We start from the raw sequence: 16,406 nt of genomic DNA, 5'->3' as shown, positions 1-16,406 counted from the left end.
CGCGCACGGCCGACCCCGTCACCCGCACGGCCCCGCCCCGGGCGCGGGCACGCTGCGGCGGCCCCGCGGGCGGGATATCAAGGACCGTGAAGGTGAGCGCGCGGGCCCGGCGGTCGCCACCCGGCCCGGAGGAGTACGACCCGTGGAGTTCGAGGTCAATGGCGTCCCGCACACGGCGGACACGGACGACGACCCGGCGGCCGTGGAGGTGCTCCGCGACCGGCTCGGCCTCACCGGCACCAAGCTGGTCTGCGCGGGCGGGGTGTGCGGCGCCTGCACCGTCCAGGTCGACGGCGAACCCCGGGTCTCCTGCCTGACCCCCGCGGCCCTGCTCGCCGGACGCCGGGTGACCACGGCCGAGGGCCTGGCCGGCCACCCCGTCGCCCGTGCCTTCGCCGCAGAGGACGCCCTCCAGTGCGGCTACTGCACCCCGGGGTTCGTCGTCGAGGCGGCCGCGTTCCACGACCGCTGGCGGGCCGGACACGGCCGCGGCGCGCCCGGGCGCGAGCGGATCGCCGAGGCCCTGGCGGGCCACCTGTGCCGCTGCGGCGCCTACGAGCGGATCCTCGCCGCGGTCGGCGCCGCCTGCGCGGGCGAGTACGACGCGGAGCCGGACCCCCCGGCCCCTCCCCCGCGCGCCGAGGCCCCCGAGAAGGCCGGCGGGACGGCCCGCTACACCACCGACCTGCGCCCCGAGGGGCTGCTGGAGGGGGTGGTCATCCGCTCCCCGCACGCGCACGCCCTCGTACTCTCCCTCGACGGCGGCGACCTCCCGCTGGTGCGGCTGCTGCCGCCCGACGGGGTGGTCCGCTACGTCGGCCAGCCCGTGGCCGCCGTGGCGGCGGCCACCCGGGCCGCGGCGCGGGCCGCCGCCGGGAAGGTCGTCGTGGACTACGAGGTACGGCCGGCGGCCCTCGACGTGCGCGACGCCCGGGCCGGCCGGGGGCCGCTGGTCTACGAGGACAAGGCCGCCCGCAAGGGGGCGCCCAGCTCCGGCGAGGGCGGCCTCGGGCTCCCCGCGAAGTGGGAGGGCAACCGGCGCGGCCCGGTCAGCATGAACAAGCGCGGCGGCGAGGCCGTGCGCCGGATCCTCAGGGCCCGCGCCAAGAGCCCCGGCCGGCTGGTCGAAGGGCTCTACACCACCGCCGCGCAGAGCCACACCCCGCTCGAACCGCACGCCGCCCTGGCCCACTGGAGCGACGGCACCCTGCGGCTGGAGGTCTCCACCCAGGCCGTCCAGCGCGTGGCGCAGCTCGCCGCCGAGCGCTGGGGCCTGCCCCCCGAACGGGTCCTCGCCAGCGCACCGCACGTGGGCGGCGGCTTCGGCTCCAAGGTGGGCCTGACCACCGACGTCGTCGCGGCCGTGGAACTCTCCCGGCTGTACGGCGCCCCCGTCCGGGTGGCGCTCGACCGCGACGAGGAGCTCACGGACGGGGGCTACCGCCCCGCGACCCGGATCCGGCTGGCGATGGCCGCCGACGCGGCCGGGGACCTCTCGGCGCTGGCCGTCGACGCCGACAGCGACGGCGGGGTGTCCGTCGGCGGCTCCGTGGCCGCGCTGGCCCGCTTCATGTACGGCCGGGCCCCGCGCCGGCTCCGCGACTTCGACACCGTCACCCACCGGCCCCCGGGCGCCCCCTTCCGCGGCCCGGGCGGCCCCCCGCTGTGCTGGGCGCTGGAACAGGCCGTCGACGAGATGGCCCACCTGCTCGGCCAGGACCCCATCGACCTGCGCCGCCACTGGGACGGAAACCCCAAGCGCCGCGCCCTGTACGACTGGGCGCAGGCCCTGCCCGTCTGGACGCGGGCCCGGCACGGCGGCACGGGCCGCTACCGGCGGGGCGTCGGCGTCGCCGCCGCCAACTGGCTCTACTTCGTCGACCCCGCCACCGAGGTGGAACTCACCGTCGAGGACGGCACGATCGTCGCCCGCTGCGCCGTCCAGGACATGGGCACCGGCGCCCGCAGCGTCCTGCGGCGGGCCGTCGCCGACGGGCTCGGCGTCGAGGAGACCCGGGTCCGGGTGGAGATCGGCCTGAGCGGGCCCGTACACGGCCCGGTCTCCGGCGGCAGCCGCACCACCCCCTCCCTCGCCCCCGCCGCCCGGGACGCCGCCGAGCGGCTGCGCGCCGCGCTCGGCGGCGGCGACGTCGCCTCCCTCCTGGACTCCGCCCACGGCACCCGCGTCACCGGCAGGCGGCCGCGCGACCGGCGCGGCTTCGCCCTGCCGTTCACCCTGGGCGGTCTCGCGGTCGGCCGCGGCTTCACCGGCTCGGTGCAGGTCGCCGAGGTCGAGGTGGACACGCGGCTGGGCCGGACCCGGGCGCTGCGGGTGTGGAACGGCATCTCCGCCGGCCGGATCCACGAGGAACGCCTCGCCCGCAACCAGTGCGAGGGCGCGGTCGTCCAGGGCGTCGGCTACGCGCTGTACGAGGAGCGGCGCACCGATCCGCTGACCGGCCGGGTGCTGACCGAGAACCTGGAGGACTACCGGATCCCCGGCATCGGCGACACCCCCGAGATCACCGTCCACTTCCACCAGGAGGGCTTCGAGCACGTCCCCGGCGGCGGCGTGGGCCTCGGCGAGGTGGCCACCCTGCCCACCGCGGCCGCGCTGGCCAACGCCGTGTACGACGCCACCGGCTGGCGCCCGTACGACCTGCCGATCCGCCCCGACCGGCTCCTGGAAGGACTGCGCGCGTGAGCACCGAGCCCGCCCTCACCGACCTGTCGGCCGCCGTCCTGGCGCGCGGCGGGGAGCTGCGCGCCGGCGGCACCGACACCACCGCCCGGCAGCGCTCGGGCGTCTCCCCCGGCCCGTTCACCGACCTGTCCGGCGCCTCCCACCTGCGGGGCGCCACCGCGCTGCCGGGCGGAGGGCTGCGCGTCGGCGCCCTGACCACCCTGGCCGAACTGGCCTCCGACCCCCTGGTACGGGACGGCTGGCCGGCCCTGGCGCTCGCGGCGGGGACCACGGCCACCCCTCAGGTCCGGGCCGCCGGGACGCTGGGCGGCAACCTGCTCCAGCGCAACCGCTGCTGGTACTACCGCAACCCGCACATCGCCTGCCTGCAGAAGGGCGGCACCGGCTGCCCCGCGCGCGAGGGCGACCACCACTACGGGGTGGTCACCGGGGAGGGCCCGTGCGTCGCCCCGCACCCCTCCACCCTCGCGGTGGCGCTGCTCACCTACGACGCGGAGGCCGAGGTGCACGGCGAATCCCCGCGCCCGGTCGCCGCGTTGTACGGGGACGGCAGCCGGCTGCACGACGCCGACCACCTGCTCGCTCCCGGCCGGATCCTCACCTCGGTCCGGCTGCCCGCCCCGCTGCCCGGCGAACGCGCCGCCTGCCACCGGGCCATCAGCCGGGCCCGCGCCGAGTGGCCCCTGGTCGAGGCCGTCGTCCGGCTCTCGCTCCGGGGCTCCACCGTCACCCGTGCCGCCGTCGCGGCGGGCGGAGTGGCCCGGATCCCGCTGCGGCTGCCCGAGGTGGAGGAGGCCCTGACCGGTCTGGAGGCCACCCCCGGGGTGCTCGCCGAGGCGGCGTCGACGGTCCTGGGCCGGTGCCGGCCCCTGCCGCGCACCGGCTACAAGGCCACCCTGTTCCGCGACACCGTCCTGGAGGCCCTGGAGCGGGCGGTGGCCCGGGGGCCGCGTCCCGGGGAGGCCGTCACCGGGTCCCGCCCTCCGGGGCCGTGACCCGTTCCAGGTCGGTCATCAGGGAGTCCAGCCAGGACACGGCCGCGTAGTAGCGGCGCGGCGCGCCGGGCGGGTCCGCCGCGAACCCCCGGTACGCCGGGTCCCGCAGCGCGGGCACGGGCGGGCGGTCCCCGCCCGGGTCCAGGTGCGCCGACAGCAGCAGCATCCGCCCCGCCACCCGGTCCCCGACCCCGGTCAGCCCCTCGGCCGGCTCCGGCCCCAGGGCGGGGACGGCGGGCGGTGCGGGCGCGTCGGGCGGTGCGGGCGCGTCGGGCGGGGCCGTCAGCCGGTCGGCGCCCCACAGGACGTGGTGACCGGCCATCAGGGCCGCCTGCCAGTCGGGGCCGGGCGGCCCCGGGGCGGACGCCCCGAAGCGGGCGGGCTCGCTCTGGGACTGCGCGTACGCCGACTCCGCCAGGATCAGCGCGTGCTGCAGCGACCGGTACCCCCGGCCGGCACCCGCCCCCGCGGCGACGGCGCCGGCGGCGACGGCGGCGCTGGTCGCGACCACGGTCTCGGCGGCCCGGCGCAGCAGGCCCGCCACCGCCCGCCCCAGCTCGTCGTGCGCGCCGCGGGGCCAGGCCAGCAGCCCGAACGCGCCGCCGATCAGGCTCCCGATCAGCACGTCCGCCATCCGCACCCCGGCCAGCCGCCAGGTCGCCGGGGCCAGCTGCGCGAACACCATGGCCACCAGCACGGTGAACAGCCCCTGCGCCCACCCGACCCCCTTCACCGGCCCCACCGTGAAGGCGACGAGCATCCACACCGGCAGGACCAGGGCGTACACGGCGGTGTGCGGGCCGGCCACGGTGAGGAGGCCCGCGGTGAACAGGGCACCGGCGAAGGTGCCGGCCAGGGCGATCCGGATGGTGCTCCAGGTCTCGCCGACGGTGGTCCGCGTCAGGGAGAGCGTCGCCAGCATCGCCCAGAACCCGTGCGGCAGCGTGTCCAGTCCGGCGACGAGGCGGGCCGCGGCCAGCGCGAGCCCGATCCGCACCGCGTTCTGGAAGAACACCGACCGGCGCCCGGCGTGCCCCCGGATCCGGTGCCACCACAGCAGCGGCGCGGGCGTGCGGGCGTACCAGAACCGCCCCGGCCGCACGCGGTCCGCCGCCGCGCGGCCCCGTACGGCGAGGGAGGCGGCCGTGGCCATCGTCAGCGCGGCGTCCGCCACCTCCAGCACCGCCGCGTCCCGGCGCAGCACGGCGGGGGCGGCGGGGACGGCGGCCAGCCGGGCGCGGGCCGCGGCGAGCTCCTCGTACGCGTCCTCCGTGGCGGTGGCGCCGTCCGGCCCGGGACGCAGCTCCTGCGCGGTGCGTTCCGCGAGGCGCTGCACCGCCCCGAGCACCTCCACGGCCCCGTCCGGCGGGCCGTGGAGGGCCGCGAGCCGGCTGAGCAGGGTCCGCGCGGCCAGGCCCGTGTGCGTCAGTGCCCGGTCGCGCACCCCGGGTCCGGCCGGCCGGTCGGCCTCGGGCACCTTGAGCGGGCGCAGGCCGGTGCCGTCCCGGCGCGCCCGCTCGGCGGAGGCCGGCGGCAGCGCGTACGGCGGCACGGCCAGCTCCCGGGCGCAGTGCGCGGCGGTGTCGGCCGCGCGGGCCGCGAGCTCCCGGTAGGGCGGGGGCGTGGGCTCGGGGAAGAGGTACCGCTCGGCCAGGACGAGCAGGGCGAGTCCGGCGGTGGTGCCGAGCAGCCGCAGCCCGAGCGAGCCGGGGTCGTAGGGCGGGAAGGACGGCAGGATGTACAGGAGTTGCAGCCCGGGTCCGGCGCCGGCCGGCCCCGGACCGCCCACGGCGGCGAAGGCGAGCGCGAAGCCGATGACGAGCATCCCGGCGACCGCGCTCCAGGTGCGCACCGACAGGAAGGTGCCCACCACGACCAGCAGCCAGCACACCGGCACCAGCCGCAGCACGGTGGCGGCCCGCTGCGGTCCGGTGCCGGGGATCCGCGACAGTCCGGCGAGGGCCACGGCCGAGAACAACGCGTACGTGGCGGCGACGGTGGAGCCGAAGCCGTAGAGGAACAGGTAGAACCCGGCGGCGCCGACCAGCGCCACCCGGACCGCCCGGACCGCCGGGGCCCGGTAGGCCTGCGGGATCCACCGTCTGGGCACACCACCCATTCCCCCAGGATCACCTCCCTCCCGCGCCCCGGCACCACGACCCGGTCAGCCCGCCGCCAGCCGCCACAGCGGGGGTACGTGGCGCGGGGGGCCGGCCGTGCGCAGCCCGGTGAGCAGTGCCCGGGCCTCCGTGGCGGTCAGGTCGAGCTCCTCGGTGATGCGGCGGGTCGTGGCGTACGCGATCCCCCGCGCGAGCGTCTCCCGTTCCCAGGCGGCGAAGCGGTCCAGGACGGTGGCGCGGTCCCGGTCCGGGCGCTGCGGGGCGGGCGGGGTGCCGGGGTGCGCGGCGCGCCGGCGTTCGCGCTCGATCTCGGAGAAGCCGCACACCGCGCGGGAGGCCTCCTCGGCCTCCTCGAGGCTCGCGCAGCCCGCGAGCGCCCGGGCGAGCGGGCTGAGCCGCAGGACCCGGTCCAGGGTGAGCCGGTGGACCTGGCGCGCGGTGTCGTCGAGGAGAACGGGCCGGGGCGCGTCGCGGGTGCCGCAGACCCCGCGCACCCCGCGGGCGGCCGCGACCAGCAGGGCGCCGGCCTCGGAGGGGTGCCAGTCGAAGACGTCGACGACCACCCGGGTGTGCGCGGCGCCGAGGGTGAGCGCGGGCGCGCCGAGCCGGGGCAGCAGGTCGGGCAGGGGCACCTCGTTGTCGAGGCCGGGGCCGGCGACGTACACGGTGGTGGGCAGGCCGGTGGCGGCGCAGGCGGCGACGGCGAGGGCGTCGCCGAGGGGGCTGCGCAGGGTGGGCTCGTCGCCGCGGGCGACGATGTCGCCGCCCACGTCCACGAGGTCGATCCGGTCGGCCCCGCACCAGCGGGCGGCGGCCGCGATCTGGCGGGCCAGGCCGCGCGTGCCGCCGTACGGGTCGAGCAGTCCGAGCTCCGGCCGCAGGGCGCCCGACAGCCTCGGCAGCAGCGAGCCGGCCGGGGCGACCGGCGCGCTGGCGGGGGTGATCAGGGCGAGGCCGGGGGCGGCGGCTTCGGTGCCGGTGAAGTCGGCGGCGCTCCGGGGTCCCGGTACGGGGTCGACGACCAGGCGCTCCCAGGCGTAGGTGAGGACGAGGGCCGGGGCACCGGCCCCGTGGAGGGCGGCGTGGACCATGGCCGCCGTGATCGGGTCGCCGCCGCCGCCCGCGGCGATGAGAAGTCTCTTCATACGGGAAACGGAACCGCAGCCGGGGACGGAATGGGCCGTTCCACCAAAAAGTACATATGAATCTCTACACGGTGAAACCCAGTTTATGGGAATTGCACTACAGAAATCGGCCCGGCCGGACCCCTAGGGTGACGAACTGTCACGAACAGTGATCTGACCGGTTGTTGAAAGAGAGTCAATTCCCGTCATGACCCAGTCTGTTCCGCTCCCCATGCCCACCGTTCCGCGCCCCGCCACCGCGGCCGCGGCCGCGGCCGCCGAAGAGCCGCGCACCCCGTACGAGCAGTACGTGTACGCCTACCCGCACCAGAAGGCCTACCGCCTGCTGGAGGACGGCCCGCTGCTCTCGGAGCTGTGGTCGAAGGAGCGTCTCGACGCGCTCTCCCTCTACGTGCACGTGCCCTTCTGCGAGATGCGCTGCGGGTTCTGCAACCTCTTCACCCGCACCGGCGCCCCCGAGGAGGTCACCGGCGCGTTCCTCGACACCCTGGAGCGGCAGGCCCGCGTCACCCGGGAGGCCCTCGACGCCAAGGGCGAGCCCGTCCGGTTCACCCTGGCCGCGTTCGGCGGGGGCACCCCGACCTATCTGACGGCGGACGAGCTCACCCGGCTCTGCGACATCAGCGAGAAGGTCATGGGCGCCGACCTCAAGGCGGCCTCCTGGTCGGTGGAGACCTCCCCGGCGACCGCCACCGCCGACCGGATCGCCGTCCTCGCCGAGCGCGGGGCGACCCGGGTCAGCATCGGGGTGCAGAGCTTCATCGACGAGGAGGCCCGCGCGGCGGTGCGGCCGCAGAAGCGCGAGGAAGTGGAGGCCTCGCTCGCCCGCCTGAAGGAGGCGGCCTTCCCCGTCCTCAACATCGACCTCATCTACGGCATAGACGGCCAGACCGAGCGAACCTTCAAGGTGTCCCTCGACGCCGCCCTCTCCTGGGAGCCCGAGGAGGTCTACCTCTACCCGCTGTACGTGCGCCCGCTCACCGGGCTGAGCTCCCGCCACGCCAAGACCCTGGAGGAGTGGAACGACCAGCGGCTGCGGCTCTACCGCTACGGCCGCGACTACCTCCTCTCCTCCGGGTACGAGCAGACCTCCATGCGGGTGTTCCGGCGGATCGGCACCGCCGCCGTGGACGACGCCGACGGCAGCAGCATCAGCGAGTACAACCAGCAGGCCGGCATGGTCGGACTCGGCGTCGGCGCCCGCTCGTTCACCACCGGCCTGCACTACACCACCGACTACGCGGTGGCGGTGCCGGAGGTGCGGCGGATCATCGACGACTACATCGCCACCCCGACCGAGCGGTTCCGCCGGGCCCAGTGGGCGTTCCGGATGGACGAGGGCGAGCGGCGCCGGATGTACGTGCTCCAGCACCTGCTGGAGTCCACGGGCCTGCGCCCCGCCGCGTACGAGGAGGCGTTCGCCACCCGCTTCGAGGACGACTTCGGCCCGCAGCTCGCCGCCCTGCTGGAGCGGCGCTGGCTGCGGGAGCGGGGCGGCGCGCTGGCCCTGACCCTGGAGGGCATGGCCTGGGCCGACGCGGTCGGCCCCATGTTCTTCTCCGACCGCGTGAACGAGAACATGCGCTCCTACCAGGACCGCTAGGCCGTCTCTTTCGGATCTTGCCGGTCAAGCCCGCGTCGTCCGGTGCCGTGCATCGGCGCGTTGGCGGGGCGCCCTTGTACTGGACGTACTCGGGTGCTCCGCCAACGCGGCGAGGTGCGGTGCCGGGCGGCGCGGGTCAGGAAAGATCCGGAAGAGACGGGCTAGGCACCGCGGGAAGCCGGCTGCGGCTCGGTGTGCGGGGCCGGGCCGGGTCGCGGCGGGCGGCGGCGCTCGGGGAGGGAGACGAGGACCAGCCCGAGCAGCAGCAGCGCTGCCCCGGCCGCCGCGGACGGCCCCGGCCGCTCCCCCAGCACCGCCACCCCGAGCACCGTCGCGACCAGCGGCTCGGTCAGGCTCAGCGTCCCCGTCGTGGCGGCGCCGAGCCGGCCGACGCCCCGGGTGAACAGCAGGTAGCCCAGGGCGGTGGTGCCCAGGCCGAGCCAGCCGATCAGGGCCGCCGAGCGGACGGTGGCCAGGCCCTGCGGGGCCACCAGCAGGTACGGGGAGACCAGCAGTCCCGCGCACAGCACGCTCACCGGGGCCGCGGCGCCGAGGTCCGCGCCGCGTGCCCCCAGCTCCTTCGTGGCGGCGATGTACACGCCGAAGCTCGCCCCCGCCACCACGCCGAACAGCACGCCCGTCAGGTCCGCGGTGGCCCCGCTCCTGGGCAGCAGCAACAGTCCGATCCCGATCACGGCGCAGCCGGTCCCCCCCAGCCAGCGGGGCGTCAGCCGCTCCCCCGACAGGGCCCGGGCGCACAGGCCGCCGACGACGGGCACGGTCCCGAAGGCGACCGCCGTCGCGAGGGCCGCCCCACCGCGCTCGACGGCCTGGAGGAAGCACACCTGGAAGGCCGCCGTGACCAGCACGCTCAGTCCCAGCCACCGCCCCGTCCCGGGCCGCCGCAGGGTGCGCAGCCCGGCCGGGCGCACCGTCACCAGGCTGAGCGCCAGCCCGCCCAGCAGCATCCGGCAGGCCCCGAGGGCCACGGGGTGCACCCCGGTGTCCGCCCAGAGCTGGGCGGGCCCCACCGTTCCCCACAGCACCGCCGCCGCCAGCACGGACGCCACCGCTCCCATGACAACCCCCTCCACCACGTTCCGGTCGTGGCGAAGCTATCGGGGCGGGACCGGCCAGACCTACTGTCCGAAACCATAAGATTCCATGCGGAACCACCGGTCGGTCCGTGCCTTCACACCAACCCGTCACCCGGCGGCGGGGCGGCGTCCGAGCGGGAGCAGGTACTGGAGGGGCTGCTCCAGGTCGTCCAGGCCGAGGAGCTCGTGGGCCAGGTCGTCGTGGAACCCGCCGAGCGGGGTGCCGGCCAGTCCCAGGGCCGTGCCGGTGAGCAGCAGGTTCTGCGCCAGGTGGCCCGTCTCCAGCAGGGCCAGGCGCAGGGCGCGCAGCCCGTAGCGGCGGCGCAGCAGGCCGAGGTCCGCGTACAGGGCGAGGACCAGCGGGGCGGCGTCGATGCCGATCCAGTGCGGGTCGGTCGCGGGCCGGGACAGGTACGTGGACAGCGAGGCGATCTCCGCCGTGGTCGGGGCCGGGCCGACGGGCCGCAGGGTCCGCCGCTCGGGCACGCAGTCGTACGTGCCCGCCGGGACGCCCTCTACGTCGAGCACCAGCAGCCGCACCCGGGCCGTGTAGAGGCCGCCCGCGCTGGGGTGGGCGCGGTGGACCGGGGCGCCGGCGGGCAGCGGCCGTCCGCCGTCCTCCCCGTCGGCCGTCGAGTGCCACAGGAGCGCGCCCAGGCCGGCCGCGTCCAGCGGCCCGACGAGCGGCCCGCGCACGGAGGCCCGGCCCGCGAGGGCGGCGCCGAGCGACATCGCGGGCAGCGGGCCGGCGGGCAGGGGCAGTTCGGGCGCCGACGGTGCGGGGCCGGGCGGCCCGGAGGGCAGCGCGCGCAGGGCCGTGTCCTCGTTCCGGCCGATCTGGAACTTGCTGCGCTCCAGGTACTGGAGGTCGGGGGCGGTGTGCCCGGCCGGGAAGTAGTCGGCCGGCTCCCCGGTCTCCATCAGGGTGCGGGCGACCAGCCGGCACACGGCCCGCTCCTCGTCGGGGGTCACCCCGAGCCGGTTGAGCAGCATGTGCAGCTGTGAGCCCCAGATCCAGGCCGTCGCGTCGGGTGCCGCCTCCGCCGCCTCCCCCGCGCGCAGCAGGCCGTCGGTGGCGCGGACCCGCCGGTCCCACCGCAGCAGCCAGGGTGCCGCGGTGCCGTCCGCGAGCCGCTCGCGCAGGCCCTGCGCCCGCCATTCCAGGCCGGAACGCTGCGCGGCGTAGACGGAGTTGACGCGGGTGTGCACGGAGGCCCCCGGCAGCAGCGGCACCTCGCGCACCCACCGCCAGCCCGCCGCGTGCCGGCGCAGCCAGCGGGCGGCGGTGAGCCGGTCCAGGCCGAGGGCGTGCACCGTGGCGTGGACCAGGTCGCAGGCGTGCGTCAGCCGGGCCGACGCCCCGCCCCCGGCGGCGAGGTCCCGCAGGACCCCCAGCACCACCTGCGAGGACTCCGTGAAGACCTCCTCGGCGAGGGGCAGCGCGCGCGGGCCGCCGTACCGCTCGGTCTCGGGCTCGTACGGCACCGCGCGGACCTCGCCGTGGCGGGAGGACCAGGGGCCGGACACCGGGGCCACCTTCCCGGCGGCCCCGGCCAGTTCGTCCGGGAGCCGGGCGGCGGCGTCCGGGGCGAGTCCGCGGACCCGGACGCGGACCTGGGGGCCGTCCTCCGCGTACCGGATGAAGAACCACCGTTCAGCCTCCCCGGCCGCGACCAGACCGTCGAGGAGCGGGGCCGCGTCGCGGAGCAGGAACGCGTCGGTGTCCTCCGTTCCGGCGTGCAGGAAGACGTGGAGGCTGTACCAGGGGTCGGTCGTGGTCATCTGCGGTCCTTGGCGGGAGGAGTGCGGGTCAGGGGAAGGGGTGCGGGTGGAGGGCCAGGTCCTCGTGGCGGAGCGGTCGCGGGGTGCGGCCCAGGCGGTGCGGCACCTCCAGCAGCCGGGGCAGGCCCCGGGTGCGCCGGTTCACGTGCCCGAAGGTCATCGGGAGCGAGCCGGGGACGACCACCTTCACGCAGTGCAGGCCGAGCCGGTCGCGCAGTCCCGGTTCGGTCTGGTCGACGGTGACCACCTCCAGGCCGGCGCGGGCCAGCCGCTCCACGGTGGCCGTGAGCAGCGCGGCGAGGTCGGCGACCGGCTCCGGCGCTCCCGGCCAGGCGTGTTCGGCCGTGACGGCAGGGGTGTCGGCGAAGAGGAACTCCAGGCGCGGGGCGGCCTCGGGGAGGGCGCTGAGCCCCACGTGGTCGTCCAGGCCCACCACCAGCTCGGGCCGCTCCAGCATGGACCGCAGCCGGCGGGGGTCGCGGGCGCCGTCCTCGGCGAACGAACGCCCGGGGGATTCCAGCACGTTGGTGACCACCTCCGCCACGGCCGAGCGGATCGCGGCGCGCGGATCGTGGTGGGCGCCCGCCGCGAGGAGCATCCGGGGCGCGTCGGGGTGGGAGCCCTCGTAGCGGCAGACGGCGACGACCGCCGGGATCCCGAAGTCGTTGGTCGCGTCGAGCAGCCGGAGCCGGTAGCCGGCCACGGCGGCCCGGTCCGCGAGCAGGGCCGTGTCCGGGTCGTCGGGGGGCGGCTCGACGCGGCGCAGCGGGGTGGCGGCGTACCAGGCCATCAGGAAGGCGTCGCGTTCCGCGACCTCGAACAGGCCGTACAGGGCGGCCTCTTCGGGGCTGCTGCCCAGGCCGCAGCCGTTGGAGGACTCGTACACCACGCGCGGCCGGCCGGTACCGGGCACGTCCCAGTAGGCGACGTGTTCGGGGACGAGCAGGGGGCGCCGCCGGGTCAGCGACCAGCCGCGGACCCAGTCCAGTTCCAGGTCGGGTGCGTACGGGACGGTCGTCGAGGCCGGGTGCCCGTGGTGGGCGGGGTCGGGCAGGCCGAGCCGCTCGGGGTCCAGGGCCCGGTCGGGGCCGAGGGCGGCGAAGGAGGCGCGCAGGTCGGTGCGGCGGCCGGTGGGGCGCATGCCCGCGTACCGTTCGACGGCCTCGAACAGGGCGATGCGCTCGCTGTCGGCGAAGTCGCGGCCGCGACCGTACCCGCCGTCGTCGACGGGCCGGCCGTCGGTGACGAGCGCGCTGGTCAGGGAGAAGGCGGAGTCCTCGGAGCGGAAGAGGCCGCGCACCGGCCCGAACCGCTCGTCGTGCAGCGCCTCCCGCAGGCGTTCGGGGCCCGCGGTGCGGGGGTTGGGGAGGCGCAGGACGTACGGGTCGGGCAGCGGGCGGGGCGCGCCGGGCAGCGGGGCGGGCTCGGCGGCGGAGTCGGCGGGGAGGGGGTGGCAGACGGCGCAGCCGCCGATCGGGCGGGGGCGGTGGGTGGACCAGGTGCCGCGCCCCTGATGGACGACGTGCACGATGCCCGCCCCGTCGCCCTCCTCCCGCCGTTCGCCTTCCCGTTCCCCGGCCAGCAGGTCCCGCGCCAGGGCGCCGAGCGGGGCGGCCAGGGCCGGTGAGGGCACTCCGGCCAGCTCCAGCAGCGGGCTCCGCCAGGGCACCCGTCCCCCGGTGGTGGCCAGCCGCTGGAACTCGGTACAGCTCAGGCAGGCCGCCGCGCCGGGCGCCAGCAGCGGCCCGACCACGGCCAGCGGCCCGTCGAACCGTACGGGTACCAGGGCCACGGGGTGCGCGAGCGCGTGCCGGCTCAGCTCCTCGGCGAGCCCCAGCGTCCACCGGGTCATCAGCACCACCGCGGAACCACCCGTGAGGGCCAGCGCGGCGGCGGGCCCGAGCACCGGAACGGAAAGGACCCCCAGGGGCCCGGGCACGTTCATGAAGCCTCCTCCTGGGTGACGAGGTCCAGCACCGTGAACCCGAACGCCCTCAGCTGCGCGGATAGTTCGGCGGCCCCACGGCCGTGGAGACCGGCGGCGGGTTCGAGGCGGCCGGAGGGCCCGTCGGCGTCGGCGGCGTCGAGGAGGGCGGATCCGGTGAGCCGGTGGAGTGCGGCCTGGAACGCCTCCTCACGGCCGGCCACGTCCGCCATCCAGCCGTTGGTCCAGCCCGCGTCCTCCCAGGCGGCGATCCGCGCCCCGGCGGTGGCCAGGGGCGCGACGGCCCCGCCCGAGGGCGGAACCCGCCGGCGACCCGGCCCGGCGGGCGGGGTGGGGTCAGGCGGGCGGAAGGCGGTGGCGCTGGTGGATGCGGTGTCGCCCATGGGGGTGGAGGCGGGGGTGGTGGCGGTCAGGGTGGCGACCGCCGTGAGGGCGGCGAAGGCCGCCGCGTCGCCCGGGGTGGCTTCCACGGCCTCGCCGAGCGGCAGCGGGGCCGGGGGGCCGGTGCGGTGGACGACCGCGCGGTACACCTCCTCGTCCGGGGCCGCGCGCACGACCTCCAGCCGGGCCGGCACGCCCAGGCGGCCGGTCAGCGTCGTCCACCAGTGCCGGGCCTGCGGATGTCCCGACCACCGCCGTTCGGGCATGGCCGCCCCTGCGGGGAGCCGGGCGGCGGCCGCGCGCAGGGCCCGTCCCCGGGCGTGCCCGGGGTCGGCGCCGATGACGCGGCCCTCCCCCAGCAGGAGTTCGGCCGCCCGGCAGAACAGTTCCAGCCGGGCCAGGTCCAGCCGGGGCGCCCCGCCCGTGAGCAGCCCGCCCGGCCCCCCGGCCCCGGGGAGCACGCAGCGGGCGAGCGGCACGGGCAGCTGGCCCAGGTCGGCCGGCTCCGGCCCGGGCAGGAGGCCGCAGCGCCGATCGCCGAGGGCGTCCAGCCGGCGCAGTGCCTCGCCGAGGGTCCGCGCGGGGGCGAGGCCGGTGCGCCGGTCGGCGTCGAGCCGCTCCGGGCCGAGCCAGCTGCGGTAGTCGGCGCGCAGCGGCCGGGCGTCGGCGAGGAGCACCGCGGGCAGCCCCGGCAGCAGCCGTTCGTCCCCGCCCTCGGCCGCCGGGTCCGCCAGCCCCGCGGCCGCGCACAGCAGCCGGTGCGCGGCCGTCCCGGCCAGCAGCGGGACGAGGGCGGCGAGGGCCGCCTCCCCGGCGGGTCCGAGGCGTGCCTCCAGGGCCCGCGCGTCGGCCCGGGCCTGGGCGGGGCTGCCGGGGGCGGTCGCGTAGCCGCCCCCGCCGCACCGTCCGGCGGCGACCGCCCGGTCCGGGCCGGCGCCGTGGACGCGCAGCAGGACCCGGCCGGCGGGCAGGTCCGGGTCGGCGGTGTACGTGACGGGCAGTCCGGCGTGCGCCAGCGCGTCTGCGGCGGCCCGGGGCAGCGGCGCGTCCGGGTCCCCGGCCAGCACCTCGGCGCAGGCGACGGCGAGCGCGGCGGCCGAGGCGGCGGGCCGCCCGGCGCTCTCCGCGAGCCACTGCCCGACGGGGCCGGGATCCGGGGGCCGCGCCTCCCCGGTGGTCAGCAGGCCGTGCGCCTCCAGCTGCCGCAGCAGGGCCTCCACCGCCCCACGCACCGCCGACCCCGGTGCCATCCCTGCGAGGAGGTCTTCGAGCCGGCCCTCCCGCAGCGGTTCCTCCAGCAGCTTCCAGAGGGCGGGCAGCGCGTCGCTCCCCTCCAGGGTGAGGCTGCCGCTCCGCCCCCTCAGGTGCAGGCCGGCCCGCAGGGGGGTCACGGCCACCCCGGGCCGCAGTCTCCGTACGGTCGTCGGGCGCGTGGCGGTGGTCATGCCCGGCCCTCCACCGCGTCGATGGTCTCGGCGAGCTCCGTGCGCCAGTCGCTGCCGGTCAGGCCGGGCACCGCGCGGATGACCAGGTGCGCCGCCAGGTACCGCTCCAGCGGGCGGACGTCGCAGATCGCGAGGAGCCGGTACAGGGCGTTGGTGCAGGCCCGGTGGACCAGGTAGTCGGGGCTGGCGAACATCCGCCCCCGGGGGTCGGCGCGGCCCAGCAGGTGGTGGAACTCGCTGTACCGGGTGCGGAGGTCGCGGTTCCAGCGCTCCGCCGTGCCGGCGTCGCCGGTGGCGAGGGCGCGGGCGCCGTACTCGGCCGGGGTGCCGGACAGGTCCGCGCCCGCGTCGTGGCGGGCCCGCGCGAGCCGCCGGGCGCCGGCGGAGAACTCCGGCCAGGCGCGCTCCCAGCCGCGTGCGCCGCCGTCGGCGATCCGTCCGACGAGGGCGGTCACCGCCGTGTCGGCGCGTTCGGCGTACTGCTCGAAGCGCTGCCGCAGCCGGCCGTCCGGGTCGTCGTGGAGGAGGAAGTCCTCCAGGTGGGAGACGTACGACCAGTGGCCGCCGGCCAGCCCGTCGGGGTGGGCTCCGGCGTGGGCGGCGAGGGCGGTCACGGCGAGCCGGATCCGGGCCGGCGCCCCGTCGCCGTGTTCCCCGAGGAAGCCGGCGCCGGCCCGCAGGGCGCCCAGGCCGGCCCGGAGCAGGTCGTCGCGCAGGTCGGCGCCGTCCTCGCCGAGCAGGCCCCGTACGGACGAGCGGTCGACGGGCTCGATCCGGACCGTGTTGTCGGGCTCGATGGGCCCGTAGGGCGGGGGCACGAGCTCGGCGCGGCCGGCCTCGGCGGCCCGCTCCAGCAGCTGGGCGTCGGTGAGGTCGGCGTGCGAGGGGTGGTCGCGGAGCCAGTCGCGCAGCGCGGCCGCGGCGGAGTCCGCCGTGCGGGCCACCTGCCGGGCGGGGCCCCGGAGCCGCAGCCGCAGGTGGGGGCCGTGCAGCCAGTGGCGTTCCACGTGGGCGTCCAGGCCGCCGGCGACGGCCGACTCGGCGAGGGGCAGCAGGGCCCCGCGCAGCAGGGGGGCCTTGTCGGGGTGGTGGTAGTGGGCCACCACGTCGAGGGCGTGTTCGTGGGGAGGCATGTGCGCCGTTCCCCCTTCCGTCGTCGTCCGGTGCCGGGTCATCGGCTCGTTCCTTC

Annotated in this window: 10 protein-coding genes; 3 read left to right on the top strand and 7 right to left on the bottom strand. The window is 77.6% G+C overall.

Annotated features, from left to right (window positions below; genetic code table 11):
- Positions 1-142 precede the first annotated feature (142 nt).
- Both ACZ5NJ_RS08895 and ACZ5NJ_RS08890 read left to right on the top strand, forming a co-directional pair.
- Positions 143-2,704 carry a molybdopterin-dependent oxidoreductase gene (locus ACZ5NJ_RS08895; RefSeq protein ID WP_468764008.1) on the top strand — a complete coding sequence of 854 codons (2,562 nt, stop codon included), beginning with the start codon at positions 143-145 and terminating at the stop codon, positions 2,702-2,704.
- A complete protein-coding gene (locus ACZ5NJ_RS08890; RefSeq protein ID WP_468764007.1) occupies positions 2,701-3,699 on the top strand; it encodes an FAD binding domain-containing protein in 999 nt (332 codons plus the stop codon). Before ACZ5NJ_RS08895 ends, ACZ5NJ_RS08890 begins: the two co-directional genes overlap by 4 nt.
- Here the strand turns inward: ACZ5NJ_RS08890 and ACZ5NJ_RS08885 are convergent.
- Both ACZ5NJ_RS08885 and ACZ5NJ_RS08880 read right to left on the bottom strand, forming a co-directional pair.
- Positions 3,671-5,818: an FUSC family protein gene (locus tag ACZ5NJ_RS08885; RefSeq protein ID WP_468764006.1), complete on the bottom strand. Its 2,148-nt coding sequence runs from the start codon at positions 5,816-5,818 to the stop codon at positions 3,671-3,673. The genes ACZ5NJ_RS08890 and ACZ5NJ_RS08885 overlap by 29 nt on opposite strands.
- A 45-nt stretch (positions 5,819-5,863) precedes the next feature.
- The gene (locus tag ACZ5NJ_RS08880) at positions 5,864-6,964 is read right to left on the bottom strand and encodes a DUF1152 domain-containing protein (RefSeq protein ID WP_468764005.1); all 1,101 of its coding nucleotides are present in this window, start codon (positions 6,962-6,964) and stop codon (positions 5,864-5,866) included.
- A 187-nt stretch (positions 6,965-7,151) separates the two neighbouring features.
- Here ACZ5NJ_RS08880 and ACZ5NJ_RS08875 point away from each other — a divergent pair, with 187 nt between their 5' ends.
- Positions 7,152-8,567: an STM4012 family radical SAM protein gene (locus ACZ5NJ_RS08875; RefSeq protein ID WP_468764004.1), complete on the top strand. Its 1,416-nt coding sequence runs from the start codon at positions 7,152-7,154 to the stop codon at positions 8,565-8,567.
- Between the two features lie 161 nt (positions 8,568-8,728).
- Here the strand turns inward: ACZ5NJ_RS08875 and ACZ5NJ_RS08870 are convergent, their stop codons facing one another.
- From ACZ5NJ_RS08870 to ACZ5NJ_RS08850, 5 genes are all read right to left on the bottom strand, one after another.
- Positions 8,729-9,646, bottom strand: a complete 918-nt coding sequence (locus tag ACZ5NJ_RS08870; RefSeq protein ID WP_468764003.1) for a DMT family transporter — start codon at positions 9,644-9,646, stop codon at positions 8,729-8,731.
- Positions 9,647-9,772: 126 nt separating this feature from the next.
- Complete coding sequence (locus ACZ5NJ_RS08865) at positions 9,773-11,446, bottom strand: thiopeptide-type bacteriocin biosynthesis protein (protein ID WP_468764002.1); 1,674 nt, start codon at positions 11,444-11,446, stop codon at positions 9,773-9,775.
- Positions 11,447-11,474: 28 nt separating this feature from the next.
- A complete protein-coding gene (locus tag ACZ5NJ_RS08860) occupies positions 11,475-13,391 on the bottom strand; it encodes a TOMM precursor leader peptide-binding protein (RefSeq protein ID WP_468764001.1) in 1,917 nt (638 codons plus the stop codon).
- The gene (locus ACZ5NJ_RS08855; protein WP_468764000.1) at positions 13,388-15,217 is read right to left on the bottom strand and encodes a hypothetical protein; all 1,830 of its coding nucleotides are present in this window, start codon (positions 15,215-15,217) and stop codon (positions 13,388-13,390) included. Before ACZ5NJ_RS08855 ends, ACZ5NJ_RS08860 begins: the two co-directional genes overlap by 4 nt.
- On the bottom strand, positions 15,214-16,350 hold the full coding sequence (locus ACZ5NJ_RS08850; RefSeq protein WP_468763999.1) for a lantibiotic dehydratase C-terminal domain-containing protein: 1,137 nt from the start codon (positions 16,348-16,350) through the stop codon (positions 15,214-15,216). Before ACZ5NJ_RS08850 ends, ACZ5NJ_RS08855 begins: the two co-directional genes overlap by 4 nt.
- Positions 16,351-16,406: the final 56 nt, after the last annotated feature.

The organism is Streptomyces sp. NPDC032091 (assembly GCF_055580265.1).
Note: the sequence above shows the minus strand (reverse complement) of the source record. Positions and strands in the feature narration are given on the sequence as shown.

What these genes read in the sequence shown, in the direction of transcription:
- ACZ5NJ_RS08880 (WP_468764005.1), bottom strand. Translation starts at nt 6,964, where the DNA reads ATGAAGAGACTTCTCATCGCCGCGGGCGGCGGCGGCGACCCGATCACG.
- ACZ5NJ_RS08860 (WP_468764001.1), bottom strand. Translation starts at nt 13,391, where the DNA reads ATGAACGTGCCCGGGCCCCTGGGGGTCCTTTCCGTTCCGGTGCTCGGG.
- ACZ5NJ_RS08855 (WP_468764000.1), bottom strand. Translation starts at nt 15,217, where the DNA reads ATGACCACCGCCACGCGCCCGACGACCGTACGGAGACTGCGGCCCGGG.
- ACZ5NJ_RS08875 (WP_468764004.1), top strand. Translation starts at nt 7,152, where the DNA reads ATGACCCAGTCTGTTCCGCTCCCCATGCCCACCGTTCCGCGCCCCGCC.
- ACZ5NJ_RS08885 (WP_468764006.1), bottom strand. Translation starts at nt 5,818, where the DNA reads ATGGGTGGTGTGCCCAGACGGTGGATCCCGCAGGCCTACCGGGCCCCG.
- ACZ5NJ_RS08865 (WP_468764002.1), bottom strand. Translation starts at nt 11,446, where the DNA reads ATGACCACGACCGACCCCTGGTACAGCCTCCACGTCTTCCTGCACGCC.
- ACZ5NJ_RS08870 (WP_468764003.1), bottom strand. Translation starts at nt 9,646, where the DNA reads ATGGGAGCGGTGGCGTCCGTGCTGGCGGCGGCGGTGCTGTGGGGAACG.
- ACZ5NJ_RS08850 (WP_468763999.1), bottom strand. Translation starts at nt 16,350, where the DNA reads ATGCCTCCCCACGAACACGCCCTCGACGTGGTGGCCCACTACCACCAC.